Origin of the sequence: Marinomonas pollencensis (assembly GCF_003387375.1) — a bacterium.
In the GTDB taxonomy this organism is placed as follows: domain Bacteria; phylum Pseudomonadota; class Gammaproteobacteria; order Pseudomonadales; family Marinomonadaceae; genus Marinomonas; species Marinomonas pollencensis.
The window spans coordinates 426,789-446,823 of the sequence record NZ_QUNG01000001.1; the positions used below are offsets into that span (position 1 = coordinate 426,789).

Below are 20,035 nucleotides of genomic sequence, written 5' to 3' on the forward strand. Positions count from 1 at the left end.
GTGTTTTTCTTCTTTCACCAAAAATGCCTCCAACAGAAGAGCCTCTGTGTATGAATAGCTACTATAAAGATGAGCACAAAAACAATACAGATCCAGAAAACTACTTTTTCAGCCATACAGAAATGGCTTTTATTATCTGTATGGAGACAATATGCTAAAACTGTATGGTAATTTTGTCAGCGTTATACGGCTACAATAATCCCCTCAATACACCCCCTAGCAGGAGATAACTCAATGACACTCTACCAAGATTTATCTGAACGATTAAAAGAGCACATTGAGTTGGGATTCTACAAGCCTGGGGATAAGCTGCCTTCTGTGCGCCAGTTATCTCACGAACATGGAGTGAGTATTTCTACGGTACAAGAAGCCTATCGCCAACTAGAGCAAGAAATATTAGTCGAGGCGCGCCCTAAATCAGGCTACTTCGTGATGCCAAAACAGCGCGTCGACAATCTTCCCAACGTATCACGCCCGCCACAGAGGCCGCTAGAAGTCTCCCAATGGGAGGAAGTGTTTAATTTATTGATGATTGGCGACAATAAAAAAGGCGTTCAATTACAGCACGCCATGCCAGACATGACGACTCCTACTTTAAAGCCTCTGCTGAAAACATTGGCCGACCTCAGCAAACAAAAACCAGAATTGGGCTTAGGTTATGGCGACCTTAGAGGATCTGAAGAATTACGCACCCAACTCTGCCGCTTAGGCGTTGCCTCTGGTTGCCAACTGCACCCTGATGATTTGGTAGTCACCTCAGGTTGCCAAGAAGCGCTTTCTGTTTGCCTGCGGGCGGTAACCGACCCTGGGGATATTATTGCTATTGAATCCCCCAGCTTCTATGGCTCTATGCAAGCCATTAAAGCAGCAAATTTAAAAGCCATGGAGATCCCTACCCATGCCGATACCGGCATCAGCTTAGAAGCCTTAGAGCTGGCTCTCGATCAATGGCCTATCAAAGCCATCTTAGTCACACCCACCTGTAATAACCCTCTGGGTTACACCATGTCGGATGATAAAAAAGAGCGCCTCTATCGGCTCGCCCAAAGCTACGATATTGCCATCATAGAAGACGATATCTATGGCGATATTGCTTATCAGTTTCCACGCCCAAGAAGCATTAAATCCTTTGACGAAGATGGCCGCGTCTTGCTTTGCTCGTCTTTTTCTAAAACCGTCGCGCCGGGCATCCGAGTAGGTTGGATCGCCCCCGGCCGCTATCGAGACAAGGTTACTCACATCAAGTATGTTAGTAGCTCTATGTGCCCAACATTGCCGCAATTAGCCATCGCCCAATTTATTCGCCTTGGCGGGTATGACAAGCACATCCGCACCATGCGCCAGCGCTACGAGAAGCAAAGAGATCATATGTTGTCCGCCATTAAACGCTATTTACCCAGTAATACACGGGTAAGCTTTCCAGATGGCGGTTTTATCTTATGGGTAGAACTGGATAAAGACATCGACAGCATGAAGCTCGTTGAGCAATGCCGCAAAGAAGGCGTTGGCTTTGCCCCTGGCCCATTATTCTCCGCAACAGGAAAATATCGCCACTGTTTTCGTATTAACTTTAGTGAACAAGGCATGGAGCAAAGAGAATCTGCCATAAAAATCTTAGCCAGCGTGCTGCTTCAATTTAAATCATTGAGTTAGCGTGATATTTTTCACAAATAAATCGACTTTTTTAACGTTTTTGTTGTCTATGAAAAATCAGTTCGGATTGGGTTAATTCACGGAGAGTAGCAAAATGACACGCAAGACACTTTGGCATTGGGGATGGTTATGCCTAAGTCTCTCCCTAGGCGCCTGCAGCAGTGATATGAATCGCACGGATTTTGCCGAGAAAGCCCAACAAGAAAGCAACGACTTGATTGAGAAAAAAGACGCCCAGTGGCGACAACTCAATGAGGTCGCACCACTGAGTTATCTAACCGATTTGATTCAAGACCCTCAGCTTGAGCTTTTTATCCAACAAGGTTTAGCCGCTAACCCTGACTTACAAAAAACCTTACTCACTCTAAAAGCCAGTGCTTGGCAACTAAAAAGCACCCATGGAGATCGTCTTCCTAGTATCGATGCGGGATTTTCACGCAATAAAACAGAGAGCATTGACGCCAGCTATAACGCCGATATCAGCATCAGTTGGGAAGCAGACTTCTGGGGGAAATTAGCCAATACCGAAGAAGCCGCAGCCAAGAGTCTAGCGGCCGACCAAGCACTGTTTCAGGAAAGCCAAGACGCATTAGTGGCCAACATTATAAAGTCTTGGCTGGCAATGACCTCCAAACAGCACCTTATCGACATTGAAAGCCAACGTTTAGCGGTATTAGAAACCAATGAAAATCGACTTTTGCAGCGTTTTAAAAATGGTTTAAATGACCTTGAAGAACTTGATGAAGCCCAAACAGCCAGCTCTCAATCTCGAGCAGACTTGGCTCAATTCAAAGAAGAGTTAGCCATTGAACGGCGAACTTTACAGCGTTATTTAGGTAGTGAAGAAGCTCTCACCGTTGCCGCTAACCTTGATTACCCAGCCGTTGGTTTGACACTAGAACACCTTCCGAAGCAGAGTTTACAACGCCGGCCAGATTTAAAAGCAGCGTACTTCGCCATACAAGCCGCAGACTTGTCAGTGACAGTGGCTTACAAGGATATGCTGCCCTCGATCAGTCTAAGCGCAACTTTAAGCGATACGGCTAATTCTCCTAGCAGTGCACTTTTCACTTCACCCGTATGGTCTTTATTAGCACAACTGACACAGCCGTTATATCAAGGCGGAAAGCTCAAAGCGGCGGTCGAAATCGCCAAACTTAACACCGCACAAGCCTACCAAGATTACCGTAGCACCTTATTAACCGCCGTCAATGAAGTAGAAAGCACCATCGGCCAAGAGCAAGTACTCACTCAGCAAATTAGCAATATCCAACAGGCCCTGCAAAGCTCACGTAATAACCTAAGTCGCTACGAGCAGAAATACCGCACAGGGTTAGTTGAACTGAGCGACTTGATTCGCGTTCAAGAAACCACCTTTAATTTGGCCGCTGAGCTAGACAACTTACACTACCAACATTTAATCAATCGAGTCGATTTAGGGCTCGCCCTTGGGCTAGGAGTTAAAGAGTCATGAAACGTCTTTATCAATGGATTACCTTGGCCCTTGCGTTGCTCGTTATTGCCAGTGTTTACCTCTACATTAGCAAAGCGTTAGAGGCCCAAAAAAATAAGGTTCGACAACCTAGACCAGCCGCTCCAGAGCAAGCAATGGACGTAACTGTGATCCGTGTTTTACCCGCCCAGCACGCGGCTATGATTCAAGTGTCTGGCGTTGCCGAGCCACACTATGCCCTCACACTAACCAGTCAAGTAAGTGGCAAGGTAGTAGAACTAGCAGAGACCTTTGAAAAAGGTCAGAGGGTTAACCAAGGCCAGCTTCTTGCAACCCTTCACAACACGGATTTAACCAGTACATTAGCCACAGCAAAAAACACCTTAGCCAACGCGGTGCTTAGCTTAAAAGAAGAAGAACGCCAAGAACAGCAGTCCATCGCCGAATGGAAGGCCGCAGGCTTTAGTGGGCAACCCGATTCTGACTTAGTGTTACGCAAACCGCAGTTAGCCGCCGCTAAAGCCCAGCTTGCCGCCGCCAAAGCAGCCCTAGCCGACGCTGAAGACGATGTCAGAAATACCCAAATTCGTGCGCCTTTTGATGCCCTCATCGTGACTCGCCTTATTGCCCCCGGCTCCTATTTAAGCGCTGGTAGCGAGGTAGCCACGCTCTACAGCACAGACAGAGTTGAAGTTAATTTAGATCTAGCCCACAGCGACTGGCAAAAGTTGCCCGATGCCAATGAGCTCATCAAACAGCGCTGGCCAGCGCAAATAACCTCAATGGATGGACGTCAGCAGTGGCGTGGTAGCGTACTGGCCGTCGATATGCACATCGATGATACAACCCGAATGCGTCGCCTTGTGGTGAGCCTAGAGCGCCCTTTAGAGCAATCCCCTCCCTTGCTGCCAGGCGCTTTTGTGAATATTAAGTTACAAGGCAAGCCTATCGATAATTTATGGCAACTACCCAACTCTGCACTCAGCCAAAAAAGCGAAATTTGGTACATTAGCGACGATCAGCGATTAGCAACCTTTGCCGCTACGCCAAGGTTTGTTGATGAAAAGTACGTCTATATTGATGTACCAGAACAGATGCGGGACAAAGCCTACCAAGTGTTAACCCACCCTTATAATAGCTATTTACCAGGCAGCTTGGTTAACCCTCAAGAGAATCAAAACAACGCGTCTGAGGGCACCACACCATGACCCCGTTGGAACAGCCGAAAGGCATTATTGCTTGGTTTGCTTGCAACCCAGTGGCCGCCAATTTATTGATGTTGCTAATTATTACCCTTGGCATCATGAACGTGGGAGCACTCAACAAAGAAGCCTTTCCCAGCTTACCACCAAATAGCATCGCTATTTCTGTCACCAATGAAAGTGGCTCTGCAAAAGAAAATGAAGAAGGCATTGCCATCCCCATCGAAGAAAAGCTTCAAGACGTTCTTGGCATCCAAGATATCACCACCACCTCAACGGCAAACAGCACCAGCGTTAGCATTGAGATGCTAGATGATTACAACATCGACACCCTTAAAGATGATGTCAAAGACGCGCTCGACCAAATCACCTCTTTTCCTGATGAGGCAGACCCGCCAGTGGTCACAAAAGCCACCCGTGAGGAACACGCTCTGTGGCTACAACTGCATGGTGCGACGGACCGACGCACATTACAAAAGCTGGCTGACGATCTAAAAACTGACCTGCTGGCCAAGGACAACATCAGTTCTGCGGAGATTTCTGGCTGGATCGACCCCACCATGATAGTCGAGGTAGATAAAAACACCTTACAGCACTATGGCCTCACCTTATCCGATGTGTCGACTGCTATTAACCAAGAGTCTTCTCCAGCAAAAGTCGCGACCTTACGCAACAAAGATATTTACTTGCATATCAGCGCCTCTGAGCAAGCCTACTTTAAAAACCAATTTTCTAATATTCAGATAAAAACGACGCAAAATGGCGGCAAGATTCGCCTAAAAGACATTGCCACTATTCGCGATGCTTTTGACGAAGATGACTTTGTTTTGTCACGTTTTAATCGTGAAAATAGCATTGCGATACAAGTCATCACCACCGGCCAAGATGATATTTCTAACTCTGTTACTGCCGCCAAAGATGTGATTGATGAATGGCGAACCGACGGGCGCTTACCCCCAAGTGTACATTTATCAAGCTGGTATGATCGTAGCCAATCCATCAACCAACGGCTCGATTTAATGATCGAAAATGCAATCACAGGCATCTTGTTGGTGTTTATTTTATTAGCGGTGTTTCTCAATGTTACTGTCGCTTTTTGGGTTGCCATGGGATTACCTTTTATCTTTTTCGGCACCCTATATTTTATGGGCACACCGGCCATAGGTTTGACGCTCAATATGTTCACTACCTTTGGTTTTATTATGGCTTTGGGGATAGTGGTCGACGATGCGGTTGTCGTCGGAGAAAGCATCTACACCCTCAGATCAAAAGAGGGGGACACCCTAAACAATACAATAACTGGCACTTTACAAGTTGCTGTACCCACTCTATTTGGCGTCTTTACCACGGTGGCGGCATTTTGGGCATTGGCCAATATCGATGGCCGACTTGGTCAGCTTTACTCTCAATTTGCCATTGTGGTTGCCATTTGTTTGGTGCTGTCTGTGGTCGAATCAAAAATCATTTTGCCGGCTCACCTAGCCCACATAAATACCCGTAAATCGGTCAATCGTAATCTTCTTGCGCGCTCATGGGGAATGATTCAATACGGCGCAGACACTGGTTTACAATGGTTTAGCGACAAGATCTACCGACCAACAATAGACCTTGCACTGCACCATAGATACGCCGTGCTCGTGCTGTTTATTGCGGTCTTTTTTCTGGTTATGTCGATGCCATTTACCGGGGCATTACGGATTAGCTTTTTCCCAAAAATCCCGGGGGATACCGTGCGTGGTGAGCTATCCATGTTCAATGATGTGAGTTACGGACAAACGAACAAGGTACTCGATTTCTTAGAGCAAACCGCATACCAAGCGGATACTCAGCTTCGCCGCCGTCAGACGAATAGCTCTGAATCACAAGAAGACGCAGCAGCCTTCAGTCAAGGTTCAGCCATTCAAAATATCCAAGTCACTGCCAGTGACGACCAAAGCGGTCGTTTGCGAATCGAACTTGACACAGCACGCCCCTACACAGCCGATCAATTTGTGCGCCAATGGGAAAAGCTTACTGGTACACCTGAAGGGGTAAAAAGCCTGCGCTTAAGCAGCTCTAGGGCTTTATTGGATGACTTAAAAGTCGAATTGCGCGGTAACGACAGCAGTGTCTTAGGTGCGGCTATGCAAACCATGTTAAGTCAGCTAGATACTCTGCCAGCAGTGTCCGGCATCGAGCAAAATGACGAGCCGACAGAATCTCGACTGGCTTTACAGCTCAATGAACAAGGCCGTTTACTAGGTTTAACCACCGCTGAGCTTGCCTCACAAATAAACAACAACTTTGACAGTGTCACGGTGCAAAAATACCAACGCGACAATACTGAAATCGAAGTGCATCTGGGCTATCCAAAAGACCAACAAGAGTCCCCCGCGGCGGTACTCAATACAAAAATCATCCTACCGGACGGCACCCGGGTTCCCTTATCATCCGTGGCAGCATTAATCCAACAAGACGCGCAAACACGGATCATTCGTATTAATGCTAAACGCTCCTTGTTTGTTACCGCTGAAGTCGATAAAGACACCATGTCCGCCAGTGAAGTGGTCGAGTACTTACAGCAAGCCGTTGTGCCACAGATAAAACGCAAGTACCCAGGTGTCGATGTGTACTTTTCTGGTGAAGCCGAACAGCGTGCGGAAACACAGTCTTCTATGTCGAGCATGTTTCTGGTTGCTTTACTCATTATCTACGCCTTGTTAGCCATTCCGCTAAAATCTTACTCACAGCCGCTGATTATTATGATGGCGATTCCCTTTGGTATTATTGGTGCGTTATTAGGCCATTGGTTTAATGACCTACCTTTGGGGATTTTTTCATTAAATGGTATTTTGGCGCTCAGTGGTGTTGTGGTTAACGACAGCTTGCTGCTCGTCTCGCGCTTTAATGCCCTACGCAAAGAGGAAACCAGTCATGTGCAAAAAGCCATTAACCTGGCGTGTCGCAGCCGACTGCGAGCAGTACTACTGACCTCTTTTACGACTTTTGCGGGGCTTATGCCGATCCTTGGAGAAACCTCAAGACAAGCTCAAATGCTGATTCCGGCGGCGGTTTCATTGGGTTATGGCATTATATTTGCCACTGTCATCACGCTTGTCCTTATTCCCGTTTTACTGATGATAAAAGAAGATATCCACCGTTTGTTCGCACGCCTCAAATCCACCAGCAAAAGCGCTTTAGATACCCTAGATGAAACGCCATAATTAAAGTGCTTTTTAGCCATCCGTCACCATGTAAAATTAGCCAATGCACGCCAAGCGACGCTTCGCTTGGCGTCACCTCTTTGATCTGAACCGCAAATTTGTCCGTGATTTTCAACCCTAGAAGCCCTAGAATACGCACTCTTAAAGTTAATAGTAATGATTTCTATTATCCTTATAAGATATTATCTTCTTGCTTTACTAGGACACTTGTTAATGACAGTCGCTTCGCATGGCCAACCCCCTCTACTCAGCACTCTTCATTTGGACGCTGGTCATGGTTCAAAACAAATTCTACAAGACATTCATCTAGCCATTCCCAATGGAAAAATGACGGTTTTGCTAGGACCAAATGGGTCTGGAAAATCGACCTTACTGTCCACCTTGTCACGCTTAATCTCCCCTATGAAGGGGCAGGTTTTATTGCAAGGCAACAATATTGCACAACTGCCAACTCGTGACGTTGCTAAGCAGTTAGGCTTACTACCACAACACCCTATTGTGCCGGAAGATTTAACCGTTAAAGACCTTGTTTCACGAGGGCGTTTTCCTCACCAAGGCTTTTTAAAACAATGGAGTAAGCAAGATGAGAAGGCCGTCAATCATGCTTTAGAAGTCACTGGCACAAAAGAATTAGCAGATCGTTTAGTTGACAGTCTTTCTGGCGGCCAACGTCAGCGAGTCTGGATTGCTATGGTGCTTGCCCAAGAAACTGAGCTTATTTTACTCGATGAACCAACGACGTTTTTAGACATGCGCCATCAGGTGGAGCTGTTAGAAATGCTGGTCGACCTTGTCCAACATCATGGTCGTACTATTGTCTGCGTGCTGCATGATTTAAATCTTTCTCTGCAATACGCTGACCACCTAATCTTTTTAAAAGACGGTCAAATCCGTCACACGCTAGCCCACCCATCTCATTGTCATAGCGATATGGTTGAAGAGGTATTCGAAACTCAAGTGTTAGCGGTTACTCACCCAGAAACAGGCCTGCCAATTTTTCTGCCTAAGTCACAACAAACCACAAAAGCATCGGCTGTCGCATGAGTTTGTCGGCAAACACTAAGACCACTCAGCAATGTTCCCACACAAGGCGCTTAGGGTTTATCACAGCCCTTGTGATTGGCTTAACTGCGCTTCACCTTCTGTACGGTGCTCGCTCTATTCCCATTGGTACATTAGCGCAAGCATTGTTTCACTATAATCCCCATGACTTTGATCATAGAGTATTAATATCTCTGCGCTTACCTAGAGTATTAGCCATGCTATTGGCTGGTAGCTGCTTAGCCATTGCCGGCTATTTGCTACAAATCACCCTACGTAATCGCCTCAGCGATCCCCACTTACTTGGCCTCAATGCTGGCGCCAGTCTAGCGGTGGTATTAGTTACAGCTTTTCCTATTGCTCCATTATTCTCAATGGTTCGACCGCTGGTCGCCAGCGTCGGTGCTGCACTGTTATTTAGCCTTGTTTTGGTCATTGCTTCAGCGGGTAAAAAAGGCTTACAGCCTCTTAAACTAATATTTTGTGGCATTGCGTTTTCGGCGCTTGCAGGCGCTATTACTTCAACCATTTTGATCCTAGATGAAGACACATTAGACCAGCTTCGTTTCTGGCTCATTGGCGATGGCGCAGGTGCAAACTTGCACACCGTACTCATCAGTTTGCCTTTTGCTGGCGCAGGCCTTGTGCTGAGTCTTCTTATCATGCCGCAGTTAAGCGCCATGTCATTAGGGGATGCGATGGCCAAAGGTTTAGGGGCATCAGTGCAAAAAATACGTTTTATGTCACTTCTGGCGGCGGCATTACTCACTGGCAGCGCGGTGTCTGCAGTGGGCCCTATCGGTTTTATCGGCTTAATTTCTGCTGCTTTGTGGCGTGGCATTCACTCGCGACCCAGTGCTTATTCTTTAGCTTTGGTGGCAATCACTGGCGCCGCTATTCTAATGGCAGCGGACATGGCGGCGATCAGCCTCTTTGCGCCAAAAGAATTGCCGACCGGAGCATTAACTGGACTTGTTGGAGCACCTGTATTTCTTTGGATTTTCGTCAGGAGGATGCGATGAGCAGCAGCGCGCTAGTTGCCTTAAGGTCGGGACAATATTCTATTCGCATCCACCTTACCTCGGTGCTTACTATTGGGGTCTTACTACTGTTCTTATTGGGGCTAATCTACTTCGCACTGATAACCGGTAGCGAAACTATCGCAACCTCTTCTATTCTGGCTTATTTACATATTGAACCCGCGCAACCGTCGCTGGCTTATCAGTATCACACGTTAATCCTAGACGCATTTCGTGCCCCTAGGATTACACTGGCTGTGCTGTGTGGCGCTATGTTGGCGTGCTCTGGGGCTGTGATGCAATCCTTAACCCGTAATGGCTTGGCGGACCCGTCCCTTTTAGGCGTACGTGAGGGGGCTGCACTGTGTGTCGTTGCCCTTATATTAGCCGCTCCAGGAGTTGCTTTAGCTTGGCGTCCAGTGGTTGGAATGTTAGGTGGGTTGGCCAGCGGTGTCTTTGTGCTCTTGTTGGCCCGTGGCAGCTCAAGCATTCGCTTTGTGATGATTGGCATTAGTTTATCTTGGTTTTTGTCGGCCTTGATGATGGTACTACTGGCCGCCACCGACACTAAAGACTTACAAACCGTGTTAATTTGGCTCGCAGGTAATTTACAAGGCGCCACTTGGCAAAGCGTTCAGCTCGTGGCGATTTTGTTTACTATCGCCATCATTGCACTGCTGATTAGCGCTCCTTCTGCTGATATAGAAGCCTTAGGAGACGCTCTGGCTATCAGCCTTGGAGTACGCCGAAAGTGGGTTAATATCATCCGCTTTAGTGTGGCGATTTTCCTCGTAGCAGGCAGTGTATCTGTCGCCGGTAGCATTGGTTTCGTCGGCTTGATCGCCCCTCATCTGGCACGTTTTTTACCCAACTACTCCAGCCGTTATCAATTAATCTCCACCAGCTTAATCGGCGCTATTTTAGTGTTGGGTGCCGACACACTTGGCCGCTCTGCTTTTGCGCCTGTCGAGTTGCCTACCGGAATCGTGATTGCTGTGATTGGCGCTCCGACACTGATTATTCTTCTTTGGACTCGTAGGAACCAGCTGTGAATCGATTGTTGCTCATTTTGTTAATGAATCTAATCTGCCCCCTTGCCTTAGCAAGTGGAGAAGCCCCTACAAGCGTCCCTTTTATCGATGACTTAGGGCGGCAGGTTACTATTCCTAACCATCCCCAACGGATTGTTTCTGTTTATGATATCGACATTACGATTCCGCTTATTGAGTTAGGTGTGATGCCAGTTGGCAGTCACGGACGCCTATCTAAAAAAGGCACTCCCTATATTCGCTCGAGTGCGCTGTTAACAGGAGTGGATTTTGACAACAGCCAAATCACTTTTATTGGTGCCACCAATGTGGATTTAGAAACCATAGTAAAGCTAAAACCGGATTTAATCATTACCGCAAACTCTCGCCCTACCCCAGTTGGTTTGCTCGCTAAAATCGCCCCTACGATCTCTTTGGACAGTGCTTTGGGCGCGCCTCATATTTACCAACAGCTGGCCAAAGTAACCCATACAGAACAAAAATTGGCCATTCTTGAGCGCCGCTATCAAGAGCAAATCAACAGTCTTAAAGCAGCAGTGGAGACAAAAAACATCACGGTGTCAGTAATGCAACCGTTAAGAGGCAAGATCAGTGTTTATCACAGTTATCGCTCACTTGGTCGCGTACTGAGGGATGCTGGATTTAAGTTTCCGCCTATTATCAATCAAATCCCTGCGGGCGAGCGGGTCGATTTTAGCGCTGAGCGCTTACCAGAACTTGATGCGGATATTATTTTTGATCCTTATTTTTCAAATAATAAGCCACAACTAGAAATAGCCAAGATGAACGCGATTTTACCTGGCTTTTGTCAGTTCCTAAGCGCCTGTAAAAAGGGCAACTATGTACTGGTATCAAGAGACGCTGCCATTTCGAATTCGTATGCTGGGTTGGAGGCCATGACCATGACAGTTCAAGCCCATTTAACCCCCAAACCCTATTATCCCCAGACAGATAAATAAGCGCATTTTGAGGAAAGCCTCGTCAGACTGAAAAAATGATGAGTCTTTGATCAAATCTTGCTACCATGCTTGCCATCATAGTCGGGGGGCATTTTTGCTGAGATCGTATAACACGAGACCCGTTGAACCTGATTCAGTTAACACTGGCGTAGGGAACTATTGTGATAGAGGGCCCTGCCCTGTATCCCATATAGCAATTTGGGCTTCTCGATAAAGCACTCAGAAAACCACTTCTGATCAAATTGATGTATCTAGTTCCTTGCGCCACTGCGAGGAGCATGTATGTCTAGTCAATCATTATCTGATTCTATTAGCGCTTATAAGGCTAATAGTCCTACCACACCGATCGTACTAACCATTGCTGGCTCAGACAGTGGCGGCGGCGCTGGCATCCAAGCAGACATCAAAGCCATTTCCGCTACGGGTAGTTTTGCTTGCTCGGCCATTACCGCAATTACCTCGCAAAACACCCTTGGCGTCACGGCGATTTTTCCCATTCCTCTTGATCATGTTGAAAGCCAATTGGATGCTGTGTTTAGCGACATTAAGGTCACTGCTGTTAAAATTGGCATGCTCGCAGACACAGATATTATTCAAGTTGTGGCAAAAAAGTTGCGCCAATATCAACCTAAGTTTATCGTTTTAGACCCTGTCATGATCGCCACCAGTGGTGATTTATTGCTGCAAGAAAGCGCCATCAACACCCTCAAAAGTACCCTATTTCCGTTAGTCGATATTATCACCCCTAATCTACCTGAAGCCGCCGCTTTAACCGGTTTACCTATTCCGCAAAGCGAGTCAGATATGCTGGCGATGACGTCTGCCCTAAGGGCTCTTGGGGCTAGCAGTGTCCTATTAAAAGGCGGGCATTTAGAAAACCAAGCAGAAAGCCTAGATTTGCTTATTAGCGCAAACACTGTGATACGACTTTGTGCACCACGCATCAATACAAAAAACACCCACGGCACAGGCTGCACCTTGTCTTCAGCTATTGCCTCCTATTTGGCTCAAGGAAAAAGCCTAGAGGATGCCGTCAGCCTAGCTAAAAACTACATTAGCCAAGCCATTACCCAAGCAGATGAACTCGCCATTGGACAAGGCCACGGCCCAGTTAATCATTTTTTTGCCTTGCCCAAGGGTGAGAGTAAAGCATGAAACAAACGCCGCTTGGTCTCACCATTGACAATGCAGGTTTACGCTATCCAAATGTAAATCAAGCCATCTTAGATAAGCTATCAATGCAAATTCCCGCAGGACAATGGACTTGTTTATTGGGCCGCAGCGGCAGTGGTAAAACCTCATTACTGCGTTACCTAGCGGGATTATTAGACTCAAATGTTGAATGGCAAGGTAACGTCATCTGCAGCGATGGGCTAGCCCTGCAACAGCGAATTGCTTATATGGCCCAGCAAGACCTACTTTTACCTTGGCTGTCTGTTGTAGATAATGTCTGTTTAAGCTATCGCTTTAACAAGCAAAAAATCACCCCTGAGGTGACAGAAAAAGCACTCGCCTTGCTCGATCAGGTTGGTTTATTAGCTGTTCGCCACGCCTTGCCACAGACACTTTCTGGAGGAATGCGGCAGCGCGTTGCACTGGCCCGCACCTTGATGCAAGACAAGCCTTTTATCTTAATGGATGAACCTTTTTCCGCTCTCGATGCCGTCACTCGCCATAAATTACAACAACTGTCCTACACACTATTAAAAGACAAAACCGTCATTTTAATTACCCATGATCCACAAGAGGCTGTGCGTCTTGCTGGACGTCTGTACATTCTAACGGGGCGCCCTGCACAGGCTGAGCACATCGCTCTGCCGATCTCCAGACCACCAAGAGACATAGATGCTGATTCTGCGCTGGTTCAGCAACGTATTTTTCATCTTTTGGAGCAAGACTATGCCTGATCTAAGCCCACTTGCTAGCACCCCGTCACGCCACCAACACACGGGGCAAAAGTCCACTCAACACCGTACACGGTCTGCGTCATTAGTTCGCGGCGTTATTATCCTCTGCGTTATGCTCGCTTTGTGGCAAGGGTTGATCTACGCCTTTGCCTTACCCTCATTTATCCTACCGACTCCCTTATCGGTGCTTGATCGCCTAGTTGCGCGGTATCCAATCCTGTTAGACCACACCTGGGTAACCGCACAAGAAATTATTCTAGGCTTATTACTTGGTCTGAGTATGGGACTTTTTTTTGCCCTTCAAATGCTGTTGTTTAAGCCAATAAAGCGCTGGCTATTACCGGTACTCATTGCCAGCCAAGCGATTCCTGTTTTTGCCATAGCTCCGGTTTTAATGCTGTGGCTCGACTACGGTATAGCGTCAAAAGTCGTCATGGCCGCCATTATTATCTTTTTCCCCGTGACGACCTGTTGCTATGACGGGCTGCGCAATACTCCTAGAGGTTTTCTTGACCTAGCCCACACATTACAAGCCAGCCGTTGGCAGCAACTTATTCATATTCAGCTGCCAGCAGCATTGCCCGCCTTAGCCTCAGGTATTCGTGTCGCCGTTGTTATTGCCCCCATTGGCGCCGTCGCCGGTGAATGGGTTGGCTCCAGCGCAGGCCTAGGCTACCTCATGCTACAAGCCAATGCCCGTATGATGATAGATGACATGTTTGCGGCTTTATTGATTTTGTCCTTGCTCTCTGTGGTGCTGTATTTCGTTACAGATTTCACTCTCAAAAGGGCCATACCTTGGGAACACTGACCAGATCCGAAAATGTAATCTCGCGACCAGTAACCAGCTGGTAGCGTGCCCACTTTACTAATAACAAAAGGAAAACTCGTGAAAAAACTGATCGTAAACACACTATTAACCTTAGCCACTGCCCTTGCCGCTGGCCACGCCCTGGCGCAAACACAGAAATTAACCCTCATGCTAGACTGGTTTGTGAACCCTAACCATGGCCCCATTGTAATCGCTCAGCAGCATGGCTACTTTAAGGAGCAAGGGTTAGACGTCACCATTCAAGAACCAGCTGACCCAAGCACGCCCGCTAAATTAGTGGCCGCAGGAAAAGTCGACCTAGCCGTTTCCTATCAACCCAGCTTGATTATGGATATCGCCCAAGGCCTACCTTTAGTGCGCTCTGGCACCTTGATTGCTACGCCTCTTAATTCGCTGATCACTTTGCAAAAAAGCGGTATCGATAGCCTAGCTAAACTAAAGGGAAAAACCATTGGTATTTCGATAGCGGGCAATGAAGAAGCCACTGTAGGCACCATGCTACACAGTGCTGGATTAAGCATCGATGATGTAAAAATCGTCAATGTCGGTTGGGCGCTTTCTTCATCCCTTGCTTCGGGTAAAGTCGATGCGATTTGGGGTGGGCTGCGTAATTTTGAAAAAAACCAACTGATCACTGAAGGCTACCAGCCTGTTATGTTTTACCCTGAAGAAAATGGCGTACCAAATTACGATGAACTGATCTTTGTCGCCAATGCTAACAAGCATAATAAAGAAGCCATTCGCGCTTTTAATACTGCCATTGAAGAAGCTACTACCTATATCCTGAATCACCCTGATCAAGCATGGCAAGAGTTTATTGCTTATGCACCAGACACTCTGGATAACAAGCTCAATAAAATGGCTTGGCAAGACACACTGTCGCGCTTTGCTTTGCGCCCTGCGGCGGTCGAAGTCGCACGCTATGATCATTACGCTCGCTTTTTATTGGAACATAAAATCATTACCAACTTGCCAGAAGCCAAAGACTACCTTCCTACTTTTTAAACGGGTGATTTATGCAATATCAAGATTTAATCGACGCCTGCCAAACAGAATGGCAAGCCTACACCAAGCATGATTTTGTTACCCAGCTAGCTGCTGGCAGCTTACCTCAGGAAAGCTTTTTACATTATTTAAAACAGGATTTTTTGTTTTTAAAACAGTATGCCAGAGCCTATGCTCTGGCGGTCTACAAAGCCAATTCTCTAGCGGATATGCGCCAAGCCTTGCCGACATTGAATGCGTTATTGAGCAGCGAGATCAGCCATCATGTTAGCTTTTGCCAAGACTGGGGCTTAAGCGAAGCGCAAATGGAACAAGAAAAAGAAGACTTTGGCACGCTCGCTTATACTCGATATGTGCTTGATGCGGGCATGAGTGGCAACCTAGTAGACCTATATGCCGCCCTTGCGCCTTGTGCGATAGGTTACGCCGTCATCGGTCAACAAATCAGTCTCGACCCTGATACTCTTTGGCACAACAACCCATACCAGAGTTGGATCGAGCTATACGCAGGAGAGGAATACCAAAACCACGCAAATCAAGGCGCTCTATACTTCAACAGCCTACTGGCCGAGATTGATATCAAGAGCGAGCGTGGCCAACAGCTGGTTGAGGTATTTAGTACCGCCACAAGAATGGAAATTGCCTTTTGGCAACAGGGCTTAAACGCAACCAACTAGGAGGATTGTTATGCATACACAGTTAATTCTCAATGCACTCCGCTCCTTGAGAGAACAAAAGCCATTAGTGGTTAATATTACTAACTACGTGGTAATGAACAACACGGCCAACGCACTATTGGCCGTAGGGGCATCGCCTATTATGGCGCATTCTCGTCAAGAAATGGCTGACATGATGAGCTTTGCTGGCGCCCTAGTCATTAATATTGGCACCCTAGACAGCGTCTGGATTGAACGTATGACGTTTGCCATTGAGCAGGCGAACCAGCATCAAAAAGTGGTTGTACTTGATCCTGTTGGCTGTGGTGCTAGCGCTCTTCGCACCGTGACATCCCGACGTTTTGCAGAACTGGCCGAACGCTTGATCATTCGCGGCAATGCCTCGGAAATCATCGCATTAGCTGGCGAAGCTTCTCAGGGTAAAGGAGTCGATTCACAAGACAGCAGCAATAGGGCAATCAAGGCCGCTATGATGCTAATGAAAACCTATGGTGCAAGCGTTGTCATTTCTGGAGAAACCGACTACATCATCCATCAAGCCTTTATCGAGCAAGAGAAGAATATTCTTGCTTTAGACAATGGTCATTCTATGATGCCGCTGGTAACAGGGATGGGCTGCTCTCTTTCTGCACTGGCTGGGGCATTTGCTGCCATTGGTGAAACCAGTGGCTTGGCTGCTGCTGCGGTGTTTGGCGTCGTTGGAGAGATCGCCGCCGAGCAAGCAAACGGCCCCGGCAGTTTGCAACTGGCGATTCTAGATGCGCTCTATCATCTCGATGAGGCGACACTCGCTGAGCGTTTGGCATTCACAGCAATCGATACCTCTGACAAAATCATAGGTTAATACCCGATGAACCCTTATCAGCTTTATTTAGTCACGGATGAGAACCTCACTCTAGAGCGGCTGAAATACGTCGTTCGTGAAGCCGTACAAGGCGGTGTAACCATGGTGCAGATTCGCGAAAAGCACCATGATGTGCGCGCCTTTATTGAACGGGCAAGCGCCATCAAAACCCTACTAAAAGGTACAGGTGTGCCGTTGATTATTAATGACAGAGTGGATGTGGCTTTAGCTGTGGATGCCGATGGCGTGCATTTAGGTCAATCAGATATGCCAGCAACGCTAGCACGACAGCTGATCGGCCCGGATAAGCTGTTGGGCTTGTCCATTGAAAACCATCAACAGTTAGACCATGTTCACCAACTGCCGGTTGATTACATAGGACTGAGTGCCATTTTTGCTACTCCGACAAAAACCGATACGCTCCACCATTGGGGAATTCATGGTTTAAAAGCCGCATTGCAAAGCAGCTCATTGCCGATAGTGGCCATCGGCGGAATCAATCACAACAACCTCAAAGAAGTCGCTACTACCGGTGTTCATGGCATTGCTCTGGTGTCGGCCATTTGCCAAGCCAAAGACCCTCGAGCCGCCACAGAACAAATCAAAGCCTTATTGTAGAACAAAAAAAACCAACCATTGGCCTTATCCAATGGTTGGTTTTAAAGAAGAGGCGCTTAATTTACCTCTTCCGTATCCTTGTCCATAAGGGCTAATTCGCCATTACAGTGACAATGTTTTTTCGCCGCGAGCCACGCCAGAAACACCAGTACGAACCACTTCAAGAAGATGTGCACCACCTAACGCTTGAAGGAAGCCATCCAGCTTGTCAGATTCACCAACAATTTGGACAGTGTAAATAGACGGTGTCATATCAACAATATTGCCACGGAAAATGTCTACCGTGCGCTTAACTTCTGCTCGTTGAGCGCCAGTTGCACGTACTTTAACCAGCATTAATTCACGCTCAATGTGCTGCCCTTCCGTTAGATCTACTAACTTAATGACATCAATTAACTTGTTTAATTGCTTGGTAATTTGCTCAACCACTTGGTCTGAACCAAACGTGGTTAGCGTCAAACGAGACAAGGTCGCGTCATCAGTAGCAGCAACGTTCAACGATTCGATGTTGAAATTGCGCTGTGAAAACAAACCAACAACACGTGACAAAGCACCTGGTTCGTTTTCCATCAATACAGAAATAATATGTCTCATGTTAGGTACGCTCCGTCTTGCTCAAGAACATATCGCGCATAGAGCCACGAGGCACTTGCATCGGATAAACGTGCTCTTCTGGGTCCACATAGCAATTAATGAAGACCAGCTGATCTTTCATTGCAAATGCTTCTTCCATCTTAGCGTCCAACTCATCTTTGCTGCGGATTTCTACGTATTGGTGACGGTACGCATCCATCAATACTTTGAAGTCAGGTAAAGAATCCATGTAGGAGTTAGAATAACGACCTTCATAGTTCATATCTTGCCACTGTCGAACCATGCCAAGATAGCCATTATTCAAACATAGAATCTTAACCGGCAAGCCGTACTGCAAGCAGGTTGAAAGCTCTTGAATATTCATCTGAATACTACCTTCGCCTGTAACACAGACTACGGTTTCTTCAGGGAAGCTCATTTTTACGCCCATCGCCGCAGGCAAACCAAAGCCCATGGTACCAAGACCACCGGAGTTGACCCAACGATTAGGCTTATCAAACTTGTAGTATTGCGCGCTGAACATTTGATGCTGACCAACGTCGGAAGCCACATATGCGTCCCCTTTCGTTGCTCTCCAGCAAGCTTCTACAGCCGCTTGAGGCTTAATCTTGTCGCTTGATGTGTCATAACGACCACCATGAACAAGACGCCATTCATTAATCTGCTTCCACCAGTTAGCGACCGCATCTGCGTTCGTGCTTTCACCTTCAATAAGTGACAGCATTTCTTCCAACACTTGGTCGACTGGACCGACAATCGGCACATCAGCACGGATAGTTTTCGAAATCGCAGCTGGATCAATATCAATATGAATGATTTTTGCGCCAGGACAGAATTTATCAGGGTCATTGGTAACACGATCATCGAATCGAGCCCCTACTGCCAAAATCAAATCACTGTGGTGCATTGTCATGTTGGCTTCATAGGCACCATGCATACCTAGCATACCCACAAATTGGCGGTCCGTTCCTGGGTAAGCACCCAAGCCCATTAAGGTATTCGTTACTGGAAAATCAAGTGTTTTAGCCAGTGTCGTCAGCAAATCAGACGCACCACCTAAAATCACCCCGCCTCCGGCATAAATAATCGGACGTTTGGCTGCCAGTAATAGGTCAACGGCTTTTTTAATTTGACCGCTGTGGCCTTTTGCTGGCGGCGTATAAGAGCGCAAAGAAACAGATTCAGGGTACTTATATTCAAACTTTTCGCCTGGCATGGTCATATCTTTAGGGATATCGACAACCACAGGGCCTGGACGACCTGAACTGGCAATGTAGTACGCTTTTTTGAGAATCATTGGAATCTCAGAAGGATGCTTAACCGTAAAGCTGTGTTTCACGATAGGGCGTGACACACCAATCATATCGGTTTCTTGAAAGGCATCTTCACCGATCAGGTAACTCATTACCTGACCACAAATCACCACCATTGGTATCGAATCCATATACGCTGTGGCAATACCTGTCACAGTATTCGTCGCACCTGGTCCGGATGTGACCAGTACGGTTCCTGCTTTACCGGTTGCACGAGCATAGCCATCGGCCATGTGCGTCGCGGCTTGTTCGTGTCTAACCAAGATATGCTTTACGTCAGATTGACGATGCAAAGCATCGTAAATATGAAGGGCGGCACCACCTGGATAACCATAGATATACTCTACTCCCTCATCTTTGAGAAAGCGGGCGATCATTTCACCACCGGATAATAACTCCACCTTGTTACCCTCTATTGTATTTATCTGTCTGCTAGTGTTATGCCGCTATTGTAACCGCATACGCCAAGCAGATAAAAGTTGATAGCACGAAGTTTGCAAAACTAATGAGACAACCTAAAACAAAGGAAAACTCAAACGCAATAAATCGCAGTGTTTACACTGTCCGCGTGTTTCGCGAGGAAGAATACAATAGGGCAATCATTTCGCCATATTCTATTTGTGCTTATCAGACATGCGTCTGATTGGAGGGGCTGATGGCCCACAT

At 47.0% G+C, this 20,035-nt stretch carries 17 protein-coding genes and 1 riboswitch; of the genes, 15 read left to right on the top strand and 2 right to left on the bottom strand.

Annotated features, from left to right (window positions below; all coding sequences use genetic code 11):
• The first annotated feature begins 234 nt into the window (after positions 1-234).
• From DFP81_RS01950 to thiE, 15 genes are all read left to right on the top strand, one after another.
• On the top strand, positions 235-1,653 hold the full coding sequence (locus DFP81_RS01950) for an aminotransferase-like domain-containing protein (RefSeq protein ID WP_115896071.1): 1,419 nt from the start codon (positions 235-237) through the stop codon (positions 1,651-1,653).
• A 94-nt stretch (positions 1,654-1,747) separates the two neighbouring features.
• Positions 1,748-3,127, top strand: a complete 1,380-nt coding sequence (locus DFP81_RS01955; protein ID WP_115896072.1) for a TolC family protein — start codon at positions 1,748-1,750, stop codon at positions 3,125-3,127.
• Positions 3,124-4,314 (top strand): efflux RND transporter periplasmic adaptor subunit, encoded by a 1,191-nt coding sequence (locus DFP81_RS01960; protein ID WP_115896073.1) that lies wholly within the window; start codon positions 3,124-3,126, stop codon positions 4,312-4,314. The genes DFP81_RS01955 and DFP81_RS01960 overlap by 4 nt, the downstream gene beginning before the upstream one ends.
• Complete coding sequence (locus tag DFP81_RS01965; RefSeq protein ID WP_115896074.1) at positions 4,311-7,511, top strand: efflux RND transporter permease subunit; 3,201 nt, start codon at positions 4,311-4,313, stop codon at positions 7,509-7,511. Before DFP81_RS01960 ends, DFP81_RS01965 begins: the two co-directional genes overlap by 4 nt.
• Positions 7,512-7,724: 213 nt before the next feature.
• Positions 7,725-8,555 carry an ABC transporter ATP-binding protein gene (locus tag DFP81_RS01970; protein ID WP_115896075.1) on the top strand — a complete coding sequence of 277 codons (831 nt, stop codon included), beginning with the start codon at positions 7,725-7,727 and terminating at the stop codon, positions 8,553-8,555.
• On the top strand, positions 8,552-9,574 hold the full coding sequence (locus DFP81_RS01975; protein ID WP_115896076.1) for a FecCD family ABC transporter permease: 1,023 nt from the start codon (positions 8,552-8,554) through the stop codon (positions 9,572-9,574). Before DFP81_RS01970 ends, DFP81_RS01975 begins: the two co-directional genes overlap by 4 nt.
• Complete coding sequence (locus DFP81_RS01980; protein ID WP_115896077.1) at positions 9,571-10,623, top strand: FecCD family ABC transporter permease; 1,053 nt, start codon at positions 9,571-9,573, stop codon at positions 10,621-10,623. Before DFP81_RS01975 ends, DFP81_RS01980 begins: the two co-directional genes overlap by 4 nt.
• Positions 10,620-11,579 carry an ABC transporter substrate-binding protein gene (locus tag DFP81_RS01985; RefSeq protein ID WP_220342776.1) on the top strand — a complete coding sequence of 320 codons (960 nt, stop codon included), beginning with the start codon at positions 10,620-10,622 and terminating at the stop codon, positions 11,577-11,579. Before DFP81_RS01980 ends, DFP81_RS01985 begins: the two co-directional genes overlap by 4 nt.
• Positions 11,580-11,651: 72 nt before the next feature.
• Positions 11,652-11,751: riboswitch (TPP riboswitch) on the top strand.
• A 110-nt stretch (positions 11,752-11,861) separates the two neighbouring features.
• On the top strand, positions 11,862-12,734 hold the full coding sequence (thiD, locus tag DFP81_RS01990) for a bifunctional hydroxymethylpyrimidine kinase/phosphomethylpyrimidine kinase (protein WP_115896078.1): 873 nt from the start codon (positions 11,862-11,864) through the stop codon (positions 12,732-12,734).
• The gene (locus DFP81_RS01995) at positions 12,731-13,486 is read left to right on the top strand and encodes an ABC transporter ATP-binding protein (protein ID WP_115896079.1); all 756 of its coding nucleotides are present in this window, start codon (positions 12,731-12,733) and stop codon (positions 13,484-13,486) included. The genes thiD and DFP81_RS01995 overlap by 4 nt, the downstream gene beginning before the upstream one ends.
• Positions 13,479-14,297, top strand: coding sequence for an ABC transporter permease (locus tag DFP81_RS02000; RefSeq protein ID WP_115896080.1), 819 nt, complete (start codon positions 13,479-13,481; stop codon positions 14,295-14,297). Before DFP81_RS01995 ends, DFP81_RS02000 begins: the two co-directional genes overlap by 8 nt.
• 78 nt (positions 14,298-14,375) lie before the next feature.
• Entirely contained in the window at positions 14,376-15,323 is a 948-nt protein-coding gene (locus DFP81_RS02005; RefSeq protein WP_245959055.1) for an ABC transporter substrate-binding protein, read from the top strand.
• A gap of 11 nt (positions 15,324-15,334) precedes the next feature.
• Complete coding sequence (gene tenA, locus DFP81_RS02010) at positions 15,335-16,000, top strand: thiaminase II (RefSeq protein ID WP_115896081.1); 666 nt, start codon at positions 15,335-15,337, stop codon at positions 15,998-16,000.
• 10 nt (positions 16,001-16,010) lie between these two features.
• Positions 16,011-16,844, top strand: a complete 834-nt coding sequence (gene thiM / locus DFP81_RS02015; protein ID WP_115896082.1) for a hydroxyethylthiazole kinase — start codon at positions 16,011-16,013, stop codon at positions 16,842-16,844.
• Positions 16,845-16,850: 6 nt separating this feature from the next.
• On the top strand, positions 16,851-17,462 hold the full coding sequence (gene thiE, locus DFP81_RS02020; RefSeq protein WP_115896083.1) for a thiamine phosphate synthase: 612 nt from the start codon (positions 16,851-16,853) through the stop codon (positions 17,460-17,462).
• A gap of 102 nt (positions 17,463-17,564) precedes the next feature.
• Here thiE and ilvN read toward each other — a convergent pair whose 3' ends face one another.
• Both ilvN and DFP81_RS02030 read right to left on the bottom strand, forming a co-directional pair.
• Positions 17,565-18,056, bottom strand: a complete 492-nt coding sequence (ilvN, locus tag DFP81_RS02025) for an acetolactate synthase small subunit (protein ID WP_115896084.1) — start codon at positions 18,054-18,056, stop codon at positions 17,565-17,567.
• Position 18,057: 1 nt separating this feature from the next.
• A complete protein-coding gene (locus DFP81_RS02030) occupies positions 18,058-19,770 on the bottom strand; it encodes an acetolactate synthase 3 large subunit (RefSeq protein ID WP_115896085.1) in 1,713 nt (570 codons plus the stop codon).
• Positions 19,771-20,035: the final 265 nt, after the last annotated feature.